The sequence below is a fragment of the Acinetobacter sp. LipI_19 genome (genome assembly GCF_058242925.1).
In genome coordinates this window covers 3,125,759-3,142,993 of the sequence record NZ_JBZAYK010000001.1, presented here as the reverse complement: position 1 = coordinate 3,142,993, position 17,235 = coordinate 3,125,759, and the positions used below count along the sequence as shown (strand labels likewise).

Sequence of the window (17,235 nt, the reverse complement as noted above, 5' to 3'; positions counted from 1 at the left end):
GAATCAGAAATTAATAATTACAGGTTAACGATGAAATATATCATTTTAGGACTGGTACTCATGGCATTAAATGCCTGTACGTCGACATCAATAAATCCAAATCGTGTCTCAATCCAAAAACAATATCCAAATGAAGTGAAGTCATTGAAAAATGGGCTGTCTATATATTTTCAACCGAAATCGATAGATATTGAAGCTGAGTATAAACCCGCTTTGTCTGTTGCTTCAAAATTATTGAAAGACAATAAAAATTTTGTTCTCTACATTGAAGGTCATACAGACAGTACAGGCTCTTTGGCTACAAATAATAAAGTATCGTTAACACGCGCAAATATTGTGAAAGATTTTCTATTAAATGAATATCAAGTGAATCCAGAGCAATTGATTACACTTGGTTTAGGACCAATAAAGCCAATTGCTGATAATAAAACGGCAGAAGGTCGAGTAAAAAATAGACGGGTAACAGTGACTTTAAAAATTAAGTAATTTTGATAAAGCATCATAATTCAATCTTATAACGTTATAATTGTTGATTGTGATTTCTACAAGTTTGAAAATTGAATGAGTGTACAACTGCCTAAAGCCTTATTAGACCTAGAATCAAATTGCGGTATTTTTGCTGTTTGGATGTTATTGCAAAATTACTCAATTCAGTTAGATACTCAACAGCTGGTTAAACTTTGTCATCACGATGCAGAAGATGGTACTTTTACGATTGGCTTAGCTGTTGGGTTGAAAAAATTAGGTTTTGATCTCGCTTTTTATACAGATGAAGACTCAAATATTCATGAAAAAGAAATAGTCCGTTATCAAGACGCGAAAAGGTTAGAGTTGCAGATCAGTCCAGCGCTAAGCTATGAAGAAATTCAAGACTATACTGAACAAGGGTGCAATATCATTGTTTTTTATGACACTTTAGAAGGCATTGGAAATCATTCGTTGGTTTATTCGATAAATGATCAGGAAATTTGTTTCTATGATAATTTTGAAGCCATGCCGAAAGCGGTCTTTGAGCAACAACGGCTAGCTGAGGGAATCTGTCAGCAAGTGATTGTAATTTATCCCGATATTCCACCTGTACGTTATTGTTAATCCAATTAAAAATGTGAATCTCAGTAAATCGAAATTTACTGAGATTTGTGATAAAAATTGAGGGCTATTTCGGCTTTAGCCTTTAATACACAATACTTGTTTTAGTGTATGGACCACATCAATCAAATCATTTTGATTGGCCATAACTTGATGAATATCCTTGTAGGCACTTGGAATCTCATCAACCACACCTTTATCTTTACGGCACTCAATGCCTGCTGTTTGTGCAATTAAATCTTGCTGATTAAACAAATGCTTGGCTTTAGAGCGACTCATTTTACGTCCTGCGCCATGTGAGCATGAACAAAACGAATCTGGATTACCTTTGCCTTTAACAATAAAAGATTGCGCGCCCATTGAACCGGGGATAATCCCATATTCATCGAGCCCTGCACGAATTGCACCTTTACGTGTAACAAAGACATCTTCACCAAAGTGAAGTTCTTTCTGTACATAATTATGATGACAATTAATCGCTTCTTTGGTCATTTGAAAACTTGGTAATAAAGGGCGGATCGCTTCTAAAATTAAACGCATCATCTCACGTCGGTTTTCAAAAGCATATTCTTGTGCCCATTCTACAGCTTCCACATAATCATCGAAATTCGTTGATCCTTCTGCAAAGTAGCTCAAGTCTTTATCAGGCACGTGACCAAAACGATGCTGCGCTTCTTTCTTGGCACGTTCGATAAAGTAAGTACCAATCACATTCCCTAAGCCACGACTACCTGAATGTAGCATGATCCAGATATCTTCATTTTCATCAAAACACAATTCAATAAAGTGATTACCACCACCTAGGGTACCGAGTTGCTTTTGCCATGTAACATCAAAACTGCGCAACATACGTTTTAAAGCAGGGTGTTTATCTGTAATTCGCTGGAGCTTTTTATCTAAGGGTGAAAGTGTAGAAGCCTTGGCTTTGATTTGTTTGTGCATTTCAAAGCCGACAGGTACTTTTCTTTCAATAGCATTGCGTAAAGTACTTAAATTATCGGGCAGCTGGGATGCTTTTAGACTAAGTCTTAATGCATTCATACCGCAACCGATATCCACGCCAACCGCAGCAGGAATGATGGCATTCTTGGTTGGAATAACACTTCCCACTGTTGCACCTTTACCTAAATGTACATCTGGCATGACTGCGATATGCGAATGAATAAATTGTAATTGTGCCATTTTTCGCAGTTGCGTTAAGCTTTCTTCATCCACATCTTTTGTATAAATTTTTACAGGAACGCCATATTCTGCTTTGGCGTTTAAAATCATTTGTATGCTCATTTTTTTTCTCGAAGCAAATTTTTTATTGTCCGAAGGTGGTTAAAATTCTATTGTCAAAGCAATGATCTATTCAGATTTTAAAGACAATAAAAAAACCTAGCGAATGCTAGGTTTGACTGACATTCGGACACTTTGATTAATTCAGTGCCCGTGAGTAGACGACTGCTTAATCTTACTTTAAAGTTTTCTCAAATTGATGCATGTCGTACTCCTATATTTTTTGATTTAAAATCAAGGGTGAAAATTCTGATTGAACACTATCCAATGGGCATCATTCTATAAATAAAAAAAACTTTGTCAATAAAACATAGTAAATTAATTTTTAATTCAGGTGGAATTACTTATGTAAAAATAATAAAGCAGCTAAAAAGCTGCTTTATTCATATCAAATGATTTACTCTTTTTCGACTTGAATCGGTTGTACATCCATTTGATCATAAGCAATCAATTTGGATTTGTGTTTCCATTTATAACCAAGCCAAATAACAAGGAACAAGGGAATACTAATATAAGTAGACAATACACTCATCCATTTTCCATCAAGCACAGCTTCTGCATTTTGACCAAGAATAATAATGGCACAAAGAACAAATGCAAACCACGGACCAAAAGGAAAGAATTTTGCACGATAAGCTAAATCTTCAAGTTTATAACCTTGTGCTAAATAGCCTTTACGGAAGCGATAATGTGAGATTGCGATACCTAACCAGACAATAAATCCGCACATACCTGACATGTTTAACAACCATGTAAACACGACACTTTCACCAATAAAGGTGGTTAAGAAGCACAGTGCTGCAATTGCAGTGGTTGCATACAGTGCATTCATGGGTACACCGCGAAGATCGAGTTTAGAGAAAACTCGTGGTGCTTTACCTTCACGTGCCATATCGAACAACATACGTGTTGATGAATACATACCTGAGTTACCAGCAGACATAATTGCAGTCAAAATCACGGCATTCATTAAGCCCGCTGCAAATGCTAAACCTGCTTTTTCATATAACAGGGTAAATGGTGACAGGGTAATGTTTCCATCACCTTCCGCAGCAAGTGCAAGGTTTGGATCTGTATACGCAACCAATGTACCAATAATAAAGATACACAAGATATAAAATAAAAGAATACGCCAAAAGATTTGTTTAATGGCGATAGGGATGGTTTTTTTCGGATCTTTAGATTCACCCGCTGCAACGCCTACCATCTCTGTTCCTTGGAAAGAGAATCCAGCGATCATTGCCACACCGACTAAGGCTTGAAAACCACCGACAAATGGCGCTTCACCAACAGTCCAATTTTTGCTAATTGAATCTGTTGGATCTAACATGATTTTACCAATCATGAATAAGCCAATGACAATAAAGAAGATGATGGCAATCACTTTAACCAGTGAAAATAAAAATTCACTTTCACCAAAACCTTTTACAGTTAATGCATTGATAAAGAAGATAATCGCAAGGAATAGCGCACTCCACCAAAATCCAGGGATATCGGGAAACCAAAATTTCATGATGAATTGAACGGCAACCAATTCAAATGCAACAGTAATGGCCCAGTTATACCAGTAGTTCCAGCCCAGTGCGAAACCAAAACCTTCTTCTACATATTTATTACCATAGGTAAAGAATGCACCTGATGTTGGATTATGGGTTGCAAGTTCACCTAAACTGGTCATCAAGAAATAAATCATGATACCAATCAGAACATAAGCAAGTAATGCACCACCAGGACCAGCTGTGGCAATCGTTTGACCAGAAGCAAGGAATAACCCTGTACCAATAGAACCGCCAATGGCGATCATGTTTAAATGTCGTGCTCCTAGCTTCCGCTGGAGTTGTTGGGGATGATCTGTTTCGCTCATCGTTATTCCTTACTACTTTTTTGAGTGTTGGCGAACAGCACTTTAAAGCCTTGTTGATCTGCTTTAGTCGTACATTGACTAAAACTCTGCTCAATGAGTAATGGGTAATTTAGGAAGCGGTTTGCCACAATCCATAATTCACCACCTGATTTTAAATGTCGTCTAGCAGTTTTACATAACGTTTCACTGGCATTGTAATCTGTTTGAATACCTTGGTGAAATGGAGGATTACTCACAATCGCATGTAAGAACAATGGTGCATCCTCAATCCCTGTGACTGCTTTTATTTCAAGTTGTTCTAAAGGTAAATTATTTTTTTCAAAGGTCATTCGTGTTGATGCTAAAGCAAAAGCATCGACATCTAAAGCAAAAATGCGATTTTTCGGATTAAGTTTACTGAGATAAGCACTGATGACGCCAGCACCACAGCCAAAGTCTGCAATTTTTCCAGAAGTGACCTGCTTGAGATAAGGTAAAAGAACCCCAGTTCCAATATCGAGACGATTTTGGCTAAACACACCAGGGAGTGCACAAATGCTAAGTTCTCCAGCAGGTGTTGGAACATTATAGACTTGCGCCCATTCTGCTAATGGCTTTGCAGTTACAGTTTTATCTGTGGTGAGTTGCCACATTTGACAATGACGTGCGCTATCAAGCTTGATGGCTTGACCATAAGGCTGGAGTTGTTTTGCAGCACGTTCTACCCCACCTTTTTTCTCTCCAACCAAGAAAATCGAAGCGCCAACGGCTAAACGACTGACTAAATTGTGCAAGATATAATTGAGTAGCTCTTTTGATTTTGGAACAAAAACAACAGCCTGATCAAATTCAGCTTCTGGCAGGTCAGTACCAAAATGTACCTTTGCCTGCTGATTCTGAAAATATTGAAACTCATTGTAATTCCAAGTCCAAATGCTTGCTTCGATGTTATGAGCTAAATTTGAAAGTAGATCATCCTTTGCTGCATTTACAAATAGCACGCGTCCAGAAAGGTAGTCATGCTGTCGAATGACAACTTCGCTTTTTGGCTCCATATTCACCATCCATCAATAAAAATTAGCGCAATGCCCAGTCTAAGCTGGGCATTATAAAGAATAGATTTATTATTTTTTAGTTTCGGGTAAAACTAAATTCAAAATTAATGCAGCGAGTCCGCCAGTTGCGACACCAGAACTAAAAATATTACGCGGTAATTCTGGCAAATGTTCCAAAATTTGAGGAACTTGCGCAACCCCTAGGCCGAGACCCAAAGAGATAGCAATAATTAGTAGTGCACGACGGTCTAGTTGAATTCCCGATAAAATGTTAATGCCTGAAGCAGCAACTGCACCAAACATTACCATAACCGCACCGCCCAGTACCGCTTGCGGTACCGCCTGAATGATACCAGCCACAGCAGGGAATAACCCCAGAATGATAAGCAGGATTGCAATCCAAATCCCAACAAAACGACTTGCAACACCCGTCAACTGAATTACACCATTATTTTGTGCAAAGACAGAACTTGGGAATGTGTTGAAGATCCCTGCAAGGAAAGAGTTGGCACCATTGACCAATACACCACCTTTAATTCGTTCCATCCACACTGGGCCATCTACAGGCTGATTTGAAATTTTAGAGGTTGCGGTGACATCGCCAATTGCTTCTAATGACGTGACAAGATAAATAAACGCCATAGGAATAAATAAGCTCCATGAGAAGCTAATTCCAAAATGCATTGGTGTCGGAATTTGAATCAATGGGGCATCTTTTAAACCAGAAAAATCCAAATAGCCCATAAAGCCCGCAAGAATATAGCCGATCACTAAAGCAATGAGAATTGCAGAACTTTTCACCCAAACTACTTTGAAGCGATTGAGAAGAACGATAATTGCCAACACTGTACATGACATAATGAGATTGTCGGCACTGGCAAACGTATGACTTTCCATGGCTTGGTAGCCACCGCCCATGCTGATTAAGCCTTCTTTAATTAAGGTTAAACCAATTAACAGCACCACAATTCCTGTAACCAATGGTGTGATCAACTTTTTTACCCAAGGTAAAATACGAGAAACACCCATTTCAATAAATGAGCCTGCAATGACCACACCAAAAATAGATGCCATAACTGCTTCTACTGGTGTGCCGGCAGCAACCATGGCAGAACCAATCCCAATCATTGGACCAATAAAGTTAAAACTTGTACCTTGAACAATCAGTAGCCCTGCACCAAATGGTCCAATTTTTTTACATTGTAAGAATGTTGCCACTCCAGAAATCACCAATGACATGGAAAGAATCATATTGGTATCTTGAGGAGAAACACCTAAAGCTAAACAAATCAGTAAACCGGGTGTTACAATTGGAACAATAATCGCAAGTAAATGTTGCAAAGCCGCAAAAAAAGCGATGAGTGGTTTTGGGCGATCATCTAGACCATAAACAAGATCGATTTGAGCCTGTTTCTGATTGGGAGAGGGGTTAGAATTGGACATGGCACAGCAATTGGAAGTGGCAAGATGGCGCTATTCTAATCGCTTTACACACTATTACAAAATAAAAAGCCTGCTGTTGTGAAAAAAACTTGTAACTGTCAATAAACTGTCACTACTAAAAGTTAAGATTTTTCTGTATAATTTGCCCTCAAATTTAAAGCGTATCGAATTTACATGTCTGATATTAAAACTCTCCGTAATATTGCCATCATCGCGCACGTCGACCATGGTAAAACGACTCTTGTCGACAAACTTTTACAACAATCAGGTGCACTCGGTGACCGCGCGGGTGAGATTGAGCGTGTTATGGATTCGAATGCGCTTGAGTCTGAACGCGGTATTACCATTCTTGCAAAAAACACTGCGATCAAATGGTTAGACAAGCGTACAAATACTGAATACCGCATCAACATCGTCGACACCCCAGGACATGCTGACTTTGGTGGTGAAGTAGAACGTGTAATGTCTATGGTTGACTGCGTACTTCTTCTTGTCGATTCACAAGAAGGCCCAATGCCACAAACTCGCTTTGTAACACAAAAAGCGTTTGCTCGTGGTTTGAAGCCAATTGTTATCATCAACAAAGTAGATAAGCCAAGCGCTCGTCCAGACTGGGTTATCGATCAAGTATTTGATTTGTTCGATAACTTAGGCGGTAGTGATGAACAGTTAGACTTCCCAATCGTATATGCTTCTGGCTTACGTGGTGTTGCTGGTCCTTCTCCTGAAGAATTAGCTGAAGATATGACACCGTTGTTTGAAACAATCGTAGATATCGTTGAACCACCAGCAGTTGATATTGATGGTCCATTCCAAATGCAAATTTCATCACTTGACTATAATAGTTTCGTGGGTGTAATTGGTGTTGGCCGTATTCAACGTGGTTCAGTAAAAACCAATACACCAGTGACTGTGATCGATAAAGATGGCAAGACACGTAATGGTCGTATCTTGAAAATTATGGGTTACCATGGTTTAGAGCGTGTAGATGTAGATTCTGCTCAAGCGGGTGATATCGTATGTATCACTGGTTTAGATGCATTGAACATTTCTGACACAATCTGTGATCCTAAAAATGTTGAAGCATTACCTGCATTGTCTGTAGATGAACCTACAGTTTCGATGACGTTCCAAGTAAACAATTCACCGTTTGCTGGTAAAGAAGGTAAATTTGTAACTTCACGTAATATCCGTGAGCGTTTAGATCGCGAATTGATTCATAACGTTGCTTTACGTGTTGAAGATACTGACAGTCCAGACCGTTTCAAAGTTTCTGGTCGTGGTGAACTTCACCTTTCAGTATTGATTGAAACAATGCGTCGTGAAGGCTTCGAGATGGGTGTTTCTCGTCCGCAAGTGATCATGAAAGAAGTGGATGGCGAAACTCAAGAACCATACGAAAACGTTACTTTTGATGTTGAAGAACAACATCAAGGTTCTGTTATGGAACAAATGGGTAACCGTAAAGGTGAGTTGACCAATATGGAAGTTGACGGTAAAGGCCGTATCCGTATTGAAGCAACTGTTCCATCACGTGGTTTGATTGGTTTCCGTTCTGAATTCTTAACCATTACCTCTGGTACTGGTATCATGACTTCTAGCTTCTCGCATTATGGGCCTGCTAAACAAGGTGCAGTTGCGAAACGTCAAAACGGTGTGTTGATCTCAATGGTTAACGGTACTTGCTTAGCGTTTGCATTGTTCACTTTACAAGACCGTGGTCGTCTATTTGCTGAACCACAGTTAGAAGTTTATGAAGGTATGATCGTGGGTATGAACTCTCGTTCAGACGACATGACTGTGAACCCAACGAAAGCGAAACAGTTAACTAATATGCGTGCATCTGGTACAGATGAAGCGTTAACGTTAACACCTGCAATTAAATTCACGCTTGAACAAGCATTAGAATTTATTGAAGATGACGAATTAGTTGAAGTAACACCTAAATCAGTTCGTATTCGTAAAAAATTCTTAACTGAAAATGAACGTAAACGTGCTTCACGTGGCTAAGCGTTCAAACTGGAAATAATTTAATTTCTAGAAAAAACCGCAATTTTTTAATAAATTGCGGTTTTTTTATATAAATGTAAAAGGATATTGGTTTTTAATAAAAAGCGAGTAAATTAGGCGGAAATATATGTTGAAACATAATGTATACTTCGTCACATAAAAAATACGCAAAATCGGCGTGGAGTTAAAGTATGAGTATTCTTTCAGAGTTCAGAGAATTTGCCATTAAAGGCAATATGATGGATTTGGCAATTGGTGTCATCATTGGTGGTGCTTTCAATAAAATTATCGACTCATTAGTGAAAGACGTGATTATGCCTTTAATCACAGTGATTACGGGTGGTGGTGTTGATTTTACTCAAAAATTTGTCGTACTGGGCGATAACCCAAATAACCTTTCATCATTGGATGAATTGACCAAAGCTGGGATTAACGTACTAACCTATGGTAATTTCATCACAATTGTATTGAACTTCCTGATCTTAATGTGGGTGGTTTTCTTGTTGGTTAAATTCCTCAATAAAATTCGTAAACCTGCTGAAGAAGCGCCTGCTGCTACACCAGAAGATATTGCATTACTGCGTGAAATTCGTGATGAATTAAAGAAACGCCCTGAAGCTTAATCTTCATCCAATTGATTCAAATTACAGTATTTTAATATGTCTAAAGCCTGATAAAGCTATTAAATCATTGTAAAAGAGTTGAATGAAACGGTACGATCTAGTACCGTTTTTTATGCAAGCAAGAAAATAGAGATGGGGCTGATGAAAAAAAACATAGGGATTATGGCAATACTTATCAGTTTGTATGCATGTTCAGAGCATCCAAAAGAGCAGCAATCCGCTGATACTCCAACATCTACGCAAGCGCACCAAAGCCGACCTGCTAGTGGTTTAACTTTTAATGAAATGCCAAATGAAGATACCCGCTACGTCACTATAGAAACCGACTCGGTAGATAAAAATGAAACATTACTGTTGGCACTACAAACACGTTTATTAAAAGCCAATTTTGAGTTTATAGAAAAAGACAGTGGTAGCTCTTGGTCTGAAAATGATTGTTCTCTGAATAGGGTGATTCAAGTAAAAGGTGAGGGCATCCGCTCTTATAAGGCAATCAGTAAAGTTAAGTTAGGTGATGAAAAACAATATCGCCCAGATTTTGTTTTGCTGGTTTTTGCTTTTAAGGATGAACAGCTTGCTGAGCAAAGTTTTCAAATGCTTAAGTCTGCTGTCTATTCAGCTGGGGGTTACTGTAATGGTAAATCTCCTGAAACCATCGTTAGAAATGGTAATGAAATATTTTACTTTACCACTCGCGAAGAAGCATTTAGATCATATATTGATGATTATGCGAAGTTTATCCATGAGTTTAAACCTGAGCAAATTGATTCAAAAATATAGGATGGTTTAAAGTGACTAGAACAGCTCAGATTTTTATTGTTTTGGCGAGTTTTCTAATCTATGGATGCCAAGCCCAAGTTAAAGTTGATGAAAATTTTATTAAGCAGTTCAGCCCAGAAATACGCCCTCAAGTGATCTCGATATGTGAACAATATGATTCTAATGATCAGGTTCAAGGGATTTATTTTGGTCGCTATGCATTTGGTTTATATACCTTTATTGGAATAAAAAACAACAGATTTGAAATATTAAGCTTTGATGATGTCAAGTACTCTCCTATAGATGAAGTTTCAGATATTGAATTGCAAACGGGTCAATATATAAAACGAAATGACCAAATCATTTTAAAAACGGAAAAATTGAATAAGTCAGACCCTTGGCAAATCAAAGTGCAGATTTTGAAAACTTTATATATTTGCAAAACGCTCAGAGTGCATTTTTAATTAAAGATATTGAGGATGTAGCCAGTTCAATGTCATGGTCACAAACGATGGGAAGTGCACGTTCACAATTTAAGAAGATTCATTGTCATATTCAGGATTATCATCATTATAAAGGTGATGAAGAACCATCACCATCTTATCAAGCATTACCTGAACGCTTTAAAGCGCTTGTGTTTGAGCAACCTTTGCATTTGACAATAAAGTCTGCGGAAGACATTTCTAAGTCATTAGAGCGAAATGATGATTCCGAAACAGTAATAGAGCAAACAGTTCAAATTCTAAGTGGAAATACTCAGAAGTTATTTATGAATCAGCCAATCTGTATTATTCAAGGGCAAGGAAAAGGATTGTATGGATACATAAATCAACCGAGTCAGCCCCTTACTAAGGCATGGATGAGTTTTGAGCGAGGTGCGAGTATGGGAATTGCCAGACAAGGGGATATCATTTCAACTTCATACCAAGAATGTAAATCTTTAAACTAAAAATCCATGCGAAATTTAATCTCAACCAAGTGAAAGCCGAATTGGCTTTTTACTGGGCCATGGAGTACACGTTCAGCAGCGGTAAATACAAGTTTATCAATCACAGGAACAAGCTGTCCTTTTTTCACTTCACCCAGTTCACCACCACGTTTTGCTGAATTACATGTGGAATGCTGTTTGGCCACTTTGGCAAAATCAGCACCATCATGAATCTTCTTCTTAAGTTGTTCTGCCAAGTCCTTATCTTTGACGAGAATATGTCGAACGATTGCAGTTTTCATTTACTTTTTCCTCGTGGTTTTTGGGGGATGCTCTTCGCGATCTTTAATGGCTGGCATTGTGGGCAAAACACACTGGCTCTTTGTCCTAACTTTAAATTTTCTAAAGTGGTTTCACAGTTAATGCACATCTCACCCGCACGTCCATAAGCCAATAAGGTCTGCTGAAAGTAGCCATTCTCACCCATGGCATTGCTATAGTCTCTTAAGGTTGACCCACCCAAATCAATCGCTTGCTTTAAAATTCGTTTAATTTCGATGACCAATTTTTGAATTTGCGCTTTCGTCAAACTCGAAGCAGGCTGTGCAGGGTGAATCCCTAAATTAAATAAGCTTTCAGTTGCGTAAATATTACCTACACCCACAACAATATGATTATCCATGATTGCAACTTTTGTGCCGACATTTTTATTTTTAAACTTTTCTGCTAAATATTCGGCATGAAATTCATCACTCAATGGTTCAGGCCCTAAAGTATCAATCAATTTTGTTTGGCTTTCCTCATTCAGCCAAATGATACAACCAAAGCGTCGGGGATCATGATAGCGCAGCTGTGTGTCTTCAAATTGAATGATCAGATGGTCATGCTTTCTAAGCGCTTCATGTTCATCACAGATTCTAAAACTCCCTGACATACCCAAGTGCCATAACATGCTATGGGTTTCAAACTCTGCCAAAATATATTTTGAACGACGTGTTAAGCGAACGAGTTTCTGACCTTGAAGTCGTTGAATATCTTCGGGAATTGGCCAGCGTAACCGTGACTCACGTACTTGAACATGAAGAACTTTCTGGTCAATCAGGGGGAGTAAACTGTTTTTTGTTGTTTCAACTTCTGGTAATTCAGGCATGCACTTGTCACATTGGTGTGAGGACTGAATATTGTATGCAAGAATTGGATTGCATTAAAGGGCGGTTCTGTTGAGCCTACGACTTTAGGTTGAAATTATAGAGATGATCGTTGAATAAGATTGAAATGTTATTCCTAAGCCATTGTTATATAATATAAAGTTTATTAATAAAATAAAGTTTTCCAATTGATAAAAAATATCTGATAGTTATATGTAAAAAAATGTGTAAATTTCTAGTGAATTGTTTGCTGAAATAATTCTTTTTATCTCGATATTTCAGGAAAAATAGTCATTTTAAAGCTGGAACTTTCTATTAAATTTAGACAGTTAAAGTGATTGAGAGTTGGCTGGTTTATCTTTATTCGTTTTGTTCCTGATTAGGCTTTCCCATGAAAAAAATTGCTTATCCTTTATTGGCAATCTCTGTATATAGCATAATGTCTTTTGCCTCAGCTGAAGATGCGTTTAATTTACATGGCTCGACCATGACGGGTGACTGGAATGGGAGTCGGACTGAATTTGCAGAAAAGGGAATCAAATTTGATGGCACGATTGCCATGGACAGTTCATATCTCGCTGAGGGTGGTTATGATGCGCACCAAGCGCCAACATTTGCGACACAATTCGGACTGGGTACAACTTTAGATATGGGGAAGCTGGCGGGTTGGAATGATGTGACTATTCGTGCTTTAGTTACAGCACGTCAAGGTGAAAGTACTTCACTCAGAGGTATCCAAGCACCAGATGCACCTCAGTGGGCAAACTCGCAAGCCAATTGGGGCCGTGGTAATTCGGGGAGCCGTCTCAGCGAATTATATATAGAAAAGAATTTTAAGGATCAAGGACTAAGCCTGCGTTTAGGTCGTATGGGTTTAGGTACTGAATTCAATACCATGGCTTGTGATTTCCAAGGCAATGCATTTTGTGCAGCACAGATGGGGAAATGGCAAGGTAAGCTTTGGTATAACACACCAGTCTCACAATGGGGCGCACGCTTAAAATATCACATCAATCCTGAACTATTTGCACAAGTGGGGGTGTTTGAATACAACCCTGATAATGCTTTAGAGCGACAAGGCTGGAATTTGGATACAAAGCATGCCGATGGTGTAAATATTCTTTCTGAAGTGGTGTGGTCACCTAAGCAGGGTGTGAATGATTTACCAGGCAGTTATCGTATTGGTACGCTTTACAATACTGCTGATGAGGCTCAAAATCAGTACGATGTTGCTTATAAAGCAGGAACTAAGGCTGAAGATCGTACATACGGCGGTTGGTTTGCGTTTGAACAGCAGTTGACTTCAACTGGGATAGGAAAACGTGGTTTACACAGTTTTGGTAACTTCACCATTCATGATCGTACGACGACAGCCGTAAATGATTCACAGCAACTTGGTCTAAAATACTATGGTCTGTTTGATAGTCAACCAAACGATATTCTAGGTCTAGCTGTAAATCGAGTACATTTGAACGATCGGTATACTAACTATGTGAATAGTGCTCGTTCAGGAACAAATTTAAGACAGTTGAATGAAGATGCAGAGTATAATGTTGAGTTGAACTACTCATATTACCCTGCCAAATGGTTCATGCTTCGTCCTTTAGTGCAGTATGTGGTACATCCTGGTGCAACCAATCAGGTGGACAATGCATTTGTCGTTGGCTTGGGGTCTAAAATTATTTTTTAATACAACTCGAGGACACCTTTATGCAAAGAGTGAAACATCTAAAAATTAATACAACACTACTTTGCTTAACGGTATGTATCACACAGAGCTTATATGCTGAAGTGGAATCTCAAGATTCCACTCAGCAACTTCCAACCATCAAAATTGAAGCTACACGTTCTGATACCAACATATTAAATACCCCGGCATCGGTATATAGAGTCGATCAACAACAAAATCAAAATAATATTGGGGTAAACCTCACTGAAACACTCAAGGGAATCCCAGGGTTACAGCTCAATAATCGTGAAAATTATGCCCAAGACTTACAACTGTCTATGCGCGGTTTTGGCGCACGCTCAACTTTTGGAGTCCGTGGGATACGTCTTTATGTCGATGGGATTCCTGCGACGATGCCAGACGGACAAGGCCAAACTTCAAATATTGATTTAACGAGTTTAGATCATATTGAAGTGCTAGGTGGGCCATTTTCATCACTGTATGGAAACTCCTCTGGGGGCACGATTCTCACCACGACCAAAGAAGGAACAGGCCGTGATTCGGTAGAGTTAGGTTATTCAGGTGGAAGTAACAATAAAGGCCGTGCTGACATCACCTTACAAGGTGGTGCAGATAAAGCCAATGAACCAAGCTATGTGATCAGTTCTTCTTATTTTGATACTGATGGCTATCGTGATCACAGTGCCGCAAGAAAAGTGTTGAGCAATGCCAAACTCACGTGGGACTTAGATGATGGTTCTAAGATCAATTGGCTGATCAATCATGTGGATATTTCCGCTGATGATCCACAAGGTTTGACACGCGAGCAATGGAAGCAAAATCCTAAACAGGTCAATGACAGTAAAAATATCTATGACGTTCGTAAAGATATTAATCAAACACAAACAGGTATCAATTGGACTAAGCCCCTGAATGATCATCAAGAGCTTTATAGTATGGCTTATATTGGTCATCGTGAAGTGACTCAATACCAGTCCATTCCAAGTTCTGCTCAAAAGAATCCACGTCATGCTGGTGGGGTGATTGATTTCGAACGAGACTTTTATGGCACTGATTTACGTTGGACTGGCAAAGACTTATTACCGAATACACGGATCAGTGTAGGCGTGGCTTATGATGCAATGAATGAAGACCGCCAAGGGTATGAGAATTTTAATGCCAATGGCCAATATGGGGTAAAAGGCAACTTGCGCCGTGATGAACGAAATACTTTATGGAATTTAGATCCTTATCTTCAGGCATCTTGGCAGTTTTTGCCGACTGTACGTCTAGATACAGGGTTACGCTATAGCAATGTTCATTATGAGTCAAAAGATCACTATATTATTGGTTTGAATGGCGATGATAGTGGTCAAACCGATTATAACAAATTGATTCCATCGGCTGCTTTGACATGGGAAATTACTCCTGAGATCAGCAGTTATCTCAGTTATGCTAAAGGCTTTGAAACACCAACCTTTACCGAAATGGCCTATCCAACACAAGGCACGGCAGGGATTAATTTTGCGCTTAAACCTTCAACCAGTGATAACTATGAGCTTGGTTTAAAAGCACAAAATCGCCTAGGTAATTTTACTGCTGCAGTTTTCCAAAGTAATACTCAAGATGATATCGTTTCTGCGGGGACACTCAATGGACGTGCAACCTATCAAAATGCAGATAAAACACTGCGCCAAGGTGTAGAGCTGTCATGGAATAAAAAGCTGTGGAAGAATTTAACGGCTCAAGCTAGTTATAGCTTGCTTGATGCTACATTTGATGCAGACATTCCCAACAGTGATCCTAAAAAAGTCATCCAAAGTGGCAATTACATTCCTGGTATTGCAAAAAATCAAGCCTTTGTATCTTTCGGTTGGTTGCCTGAGCTGGGCTTTAACGCAGGTGTAGATGTTCGTTATATGGATAAAATCTATGTAGACGATCTCAATACAGATACTGCACCAAGTTATACAGTAACCAGTATGAATGTCGGTTATATCTGGAAAAACAATGATTGGAAAGTGCATAGTTTTGCTCGAGTCGATAATTTATTCGATAAAAATTATGTTGGTTCAGTCATTGTAAATGATGGTAATAGTCGATTCTTTGAACCTGCTGATGGTATTAACTGGAGTGCAGGACTCAGTATCACTAAACAGTTCTAATTCATTGGGAAAATAATTTATGTCTGCTCAACCAAAGTTATTTGAATCTATTCAATTTGGTTCACTCTCCCTCAGCAATAAAATTATTATTGCACCAATGTGTCAATACTCAGCAACAGATCAGGGTGAAGTGACTTATTGGCATGAACAACAATGGGCAAGTTACGCTTTGTCAGGTGCGAGCTTATGTATTATTGAGGCGACAGCGGTTCAAGCCGAAGGGCGGATCAGTTATGCTGATGTGGGACTTTGGAATGATACCCAACGAGATCAAATCAAAGCTTTACTCAATAAGGTAAAAAGCATTGCTCCCACACCTTTTGCTATTCAGCTTGCGCATGCAGGTCGTAAAGCTTCGACTGAAAAGCCTTGGTTGGTGAAGCAGGGGAAAGGTCAGATTGCGCCTGACCATGAACACGGATGGCAAACTGTATCAGCCAGCGGTATTGCTTTTAGCCCGAATGATATTGCACCGCATGAATTAACCATTGATGAAATTAAAACAATTATTCAAGACTTTGCGCAAGCGGCGATTCGTGCAGTAGATGCTGGTTTTTCATTGATTGAAATTCATGCGGCGCATGGGTATTTACTACATCAATTTATGTCACCACTGTCTAACCAGCGAACTGATGAATATGGTGGAAGTTTTGAAAATCGTATTCGTTTTACATTAGAAGTTTTTCAAGCCATTCGAGCAGTTGTGCCAACTGACTACCCTGTAGGTGTACGTATTTCTGCAACTGACTGGATGGATGCAGAAAATAGCTGGAATGTTGAATCAAGCATTGGCTTATCAAAAGCTTTAGCGCAACTTGGTGCTGCTTATATCCATGTATCTTCTGCGGGATTGCATATTCAACAAGATATTAAAGTGGCTGCAAATTACCAAGTGCCTTTTGCAAATGCGATTAAAAAGCAGGTGAATATTCCTGTAATAACAGTGGGCTTAATTACCGAAGCTGAGCAAGCTGAACAGATTCTTCAAGATGCTGAAGCAGATGCAATTGCATTGGCAAGAGCGATTTTATATGACCCACGCTGGCCTTGGCATGCTGCAGCAAAATTGGGTGCAAAAATCTCGATTGCACCACAATATTTACGTTGTCAGCCGCATGGAATCAAAGATCTGTTCTCAGCATATTGATGGCATAACAGTTTTGATTCACTCATTATTCTTTAAACGTATTTAAACTTAATAAAGATATATTCTAGGATATAT

Annotated in this window: 16 protein-coding genes; 10 read left to right on the top strand and 6 right to left on the bottom strand. The window is 38.9% G+C overall.

Features of this window, described 5'->3' with window-relative positions; translation table 11 throughout:
- The first annotated feature begins 30 nt into the window (after positions 1-30).
- Together AC4CVF_RS15200 and AC4CVF_RS15195 are read left to right on the top strand one after the other, a co-directional pair.
- Positions 31-486 carry an OmpA family protein gene (locus AC4CVF_RS15200; RefSeq protein ID WP_336953358.1) on the top strand — a complete coding sequence of 152 codons (456 nt, stop codon included), beginning with the start codon at positions 31-33 and terminating at the stop codon, positions 484-486.
- A gap of 75 nt (positions 487-561) precedes the next feature.
- Positions 562-1,092 carry a cysteine peptidase family C39 domain-containing protein gene (locus AC4CVF_RS15195; protein ID WP_336953357.1) on the top strand — a complete coding sequence of 177 codons (531 nt, stop codon included), beginning with the start codon at positions 562-564 and terminating at the stop codon, positions 1,090-1,092.
- Positions 1,093-1,167: 75 nt separating this feature from the next.
- On the opposite strand, the gene AC4CVF_RS15190 is transcribed toward AC4CVF_RS15195, so the two are convergent.
- The 4 genes from AC4CVF_RS15190 to AC4CVF_RS15175 form a co-directional block, all read right to left on the bottom strand.
- A complete protein-coding gene (locus AC4CVF_RS15190; RefSeq protein ID WP_336953356.1) occupies positions 1,168-2,373 on the bottom strand; it encodes an RtcB family protein in 1,206 nt (401 codons plus the stop codon).
- A gap of 394 nt (positions 2,374-2,767) precedes the next feature.
- A complete protein-coding gene (locus AC4CVF_RS15185; protein WP_419328062.1) occupies positions 2,768-4,234 on the bottom strand; it encodes an amino acid permease in 1,467 nt (488 codons plus the stop codon).
- Between the two features lie 2 nt (positions 4,235-4,236).
- On the bottom strand, positions 4,237-5,268 hold the full coding sequence (locus tag AC4CVF_RS15180) for a methyltransferase (RefSeq protein WP_490789669.1): 1,032 nt from the start codon (positions 5,266-5,268) through the stop codon (positions 4,237-4,239).
- A 69-nt stretch (positions 5,269-5,337) separates the two neighbouring features.
- The gene (locus tag AC4CVF_RS15175; protein ID WP_004819155.1) at positions 5,338-6,711 is read right to left on the bottom strand and encodes a uracil-xanthine permease family protein; all 1,374 of its coding nucleotides are present in this window, start codon (positions 6,709-6,711) and stop codon (positions 5,338-5,340) included.
- Between the two features lie 174 nt (positions 6,712-6,885).
- Between AC4CVF_RS15175 and typA the strand changes: the two genes are divergently transcribed.
- The 5 genes from typA to AC4CVF_RS15150 all read left to right on the top strand — a co-directional run bounded on the left by typA (position 6,886) and on the right by AC4CVF_RS15150 (position 11,052).
- Positions 6,886-8,721, top strand: a complete 1,836-nt coding sequence (gene typA, locus AC4CVF_RS15170) for a translational GTPase TypA (RefSeq protein ID WP_336953352.1) — start codon at positions 6,886-6,888, stop codon at positions 8,719-8,721.
- A 191-nt stretch (positions 8,722-8,912) separates the two neighbouring features.
- Positions 8,913-9,344, top strand: a complete 432-nt coding sequence (gene mscL / locus AC4CVF_RS15165) for a large conductance mechanosensitive channel protein MscL (protein WP_004723003.1) — start codon at positions 8,913-8,915, stop codon at positions 9,342-9,344.
- 141 nt (positions 9,345-9,485) lie between these two features.
- The gene (locus tag AC4CVF_RS15160; RefSeq protein ID WP_490789668.1) at positions 9,486-10,124 is read left to right on the top strand and encodes a hypothetical protein; all 639 of its coding nucleotides are present in this window, start codon (positions 9,486-9,488) and stop codon (positions 10,122-10,124) included.
- Between the two features lie 11 nt (positions 10,125-10,135).
- The gene (locus tag AC4CVF_RS15155) at positions 10,136-10,567 is read left to right on the top strand and encodes a hypothetical protein (RefSeq protein ID WP_490789667.1); all 432 of its coding nucleotides are present in this window, start codon (positions 10,136-10,138) and stop codon (positions 10,565-10,567) included.
- A 29-nt stretch (positions 10,568-10,596) separates the two neighbouring features.
- Positions 10,597-11,052 (top strand): hypothetical protein, encoded by a 456-nt coding sequence (locus tag AC4CVF_RS15150; protein ID WP_490789666.1) that lies wholly within the window; start codon positions 10,597-10,599, stop codon positions 11,050-11,052.
- On the opposite strand, the gene AC4CVF_RS15145 is transcribed toward AC4CVF_RS15150, so the two are convergent.
- Positions 11,049-11,333 carry a peptidylprolyl isomerase gene (locus AC4CVF_RS15145; RefSeq protein WP_004819160.1) on the bottom strand — a complete coding sequence of 95 codons (285 nt, stop codon included), beginning with the start codon at positions 11,331-11,333 and terminating at the stop codon, positions 11,049-11,051. The genes AC4CVF_RS15150 and AC4CVF_RS15145 overlap by 4 nt on opposite strands.
- A complete protein-coding gene (mutM, locus tag AC4CVF_RS15140; protein ID WP_490789665.1) occupies positions 11,330-12,181 on the bottom strand; it encodes a bifunctional DNA-formamidopyrimidine glycosylase/DNA-(apurinic or apyrimidinic site) lyase in 852 nt (283 codons plus the stop codon). The genes AC4CVF_RS15145 and mutM overlap by 4 nt, the downstream gene beginning before the upstream one ends.
- A 389-nt stretch (positions 12,182-12,570) precedes the next feature.
- On the opposite strand from mutM, the gene AC4CVF_RS15135 reads away from it, so the two are divergent.
- From AC4CVF_RS15135 to AC4CVF_RS15125, 3 genes are read left to right on the top strand one after another with little or no spacing between them, the layout of a single operon-like run.
- Positions 12,571-13,869: a carbohydrate porin gene (locus AC4CVF_RS15135; protein WP_419359122.1), complete on the top strand. Its 1,299-nt coding sequence runs from the start codon at positions 12,571-12,573 to the stop codon at positions 13,867-13,869.
- A 20-nt stretch (positions 13,870-13,889) separates the two neighbouring features.
- Positions 13,890-16,013 (top strand): TonB-dependent receptor domain-containing protein, encoded by a 2,124-nt coding sequence (locus AC4CVF_RS15130; RefSeq protein WP_490789664.1) that lies wholly within the window; start codon positions 13,890-13,892, stop codon positions 16,011-16,013.
- 19 nt (positions 16,014-16,032) lie between these two features.
- On the top strand, positions 16,033-17,160 hold the full coding sequence (locus AC4CVF_RS15125; protein ID WP_419328057.1) for an NADH:flavin oxidoreductase/NADH oxidase: 1,128 nt from the start codon (positions 16,033-16,035) through the stop codon (positions 17,158-17,160).
- Positions 17,161-17,235 lie beyond the last annotated feature (75 nt).

Coding starts and splice junctions, on each gene's coding strand:
- AC4CVF_RS15200 (WP_336953358.1), top strand. CDS start 31: ATGAAATATATCATTTTAGGACTGGTACTCATGGCATTAAATGCCTGT.
- AC4CVF_RS15195 (WP_336953357.1), top strand. CDS start 562: ATGAGTGTACAACTGCCTAAAGCCTTATTAGACCTAGAATCAAATTGC.
- AC4CVF_RS15190 (WP_336953356.1), bottom strand. CDS start 2,373: ATGAGCATACAAATGATTTTAAACGCCAAAGCAGAATATGGCGTTCCT.
- AC4CVF_RS15185 (WP_419328062.1), bottom strand. CDS start 4,234: ATGAGCGAAACAGATCATCCCCAACAACTCCAGCGGAAGCTAGGAGCA.
- AC4CVF_RS15180 (WP_490789669.1), bottom strand. CDS start 5,268: ATGGAGCCAAAAAGCGAAGTTGTCATTCGACAGCATGACTACCTTTCT.
- AC4CVF_RS15175 (WP_004819155.1), bottom strand. CDS start 6,711: ATGTCCAATTCTAACCCCTCTCCCAATCAGAAACAGGCTCAAATCGAT.
- typA (WP_336953352.1), top strand. CDS start 6,886: ATGTCTGATATTAAAACTCTCCGTAATATTGCCATCATCGCGCACGTC.
- mscL (WP_004723003.1), top strand. CDS start 8,913: ATGAGTATTCTTTCAGAGTTCAGAGAATTTGCCATTAAAGGCAATATG.
- AC4CVF_RS15160 (WP_490789668.1), top strand. CDS start 9,486: ATGAAAAAAAACATAGGGATTATGGCAATACTTATCAGTTTGTATGCA.
- AC4CVF_RS15150 (WP_490789666.1), top strand. CDS start 10,597: ATGTCATGGTCACAAACGATGGGAAGTGCACGTTCACAATTTAAGAAG.
- AC4CVF_RS15145 (WP_004819160.1), bottom strand. CDS start 11,333: ATGAAAACTGCAATCGTTCGACATATTCTCGTCAAAGATAAGGACTTG.
- mutM (WP_490789665.1), bottom strand. CDS start 12,181: ATGCCTGAATTACCAGAAGTTGAAACAACAAAAAACAGTTTACTCCCC.
- AC4CVF_RS15135 (WP_419359122.1), top strand. CDS start 12,571: ATGAAAAAAATTGCTTATCCTTTATTGGCAATCTCTGTATATAGCATA.
- AC4CVF_RS15130 (WP_490789664.1), top strand. CDS start 13,890: ATGCAAAGAGTGAAACATCTAAAAATTAATACAACACTACTTTGCTTA.
- AC4CVF_RS15125 (WP_419328057.1), top strand. CDS start 16,033: ATGTCTGCTCAACCAAAGTTATTTGAATCTATTCAATTTGGTTCACTC.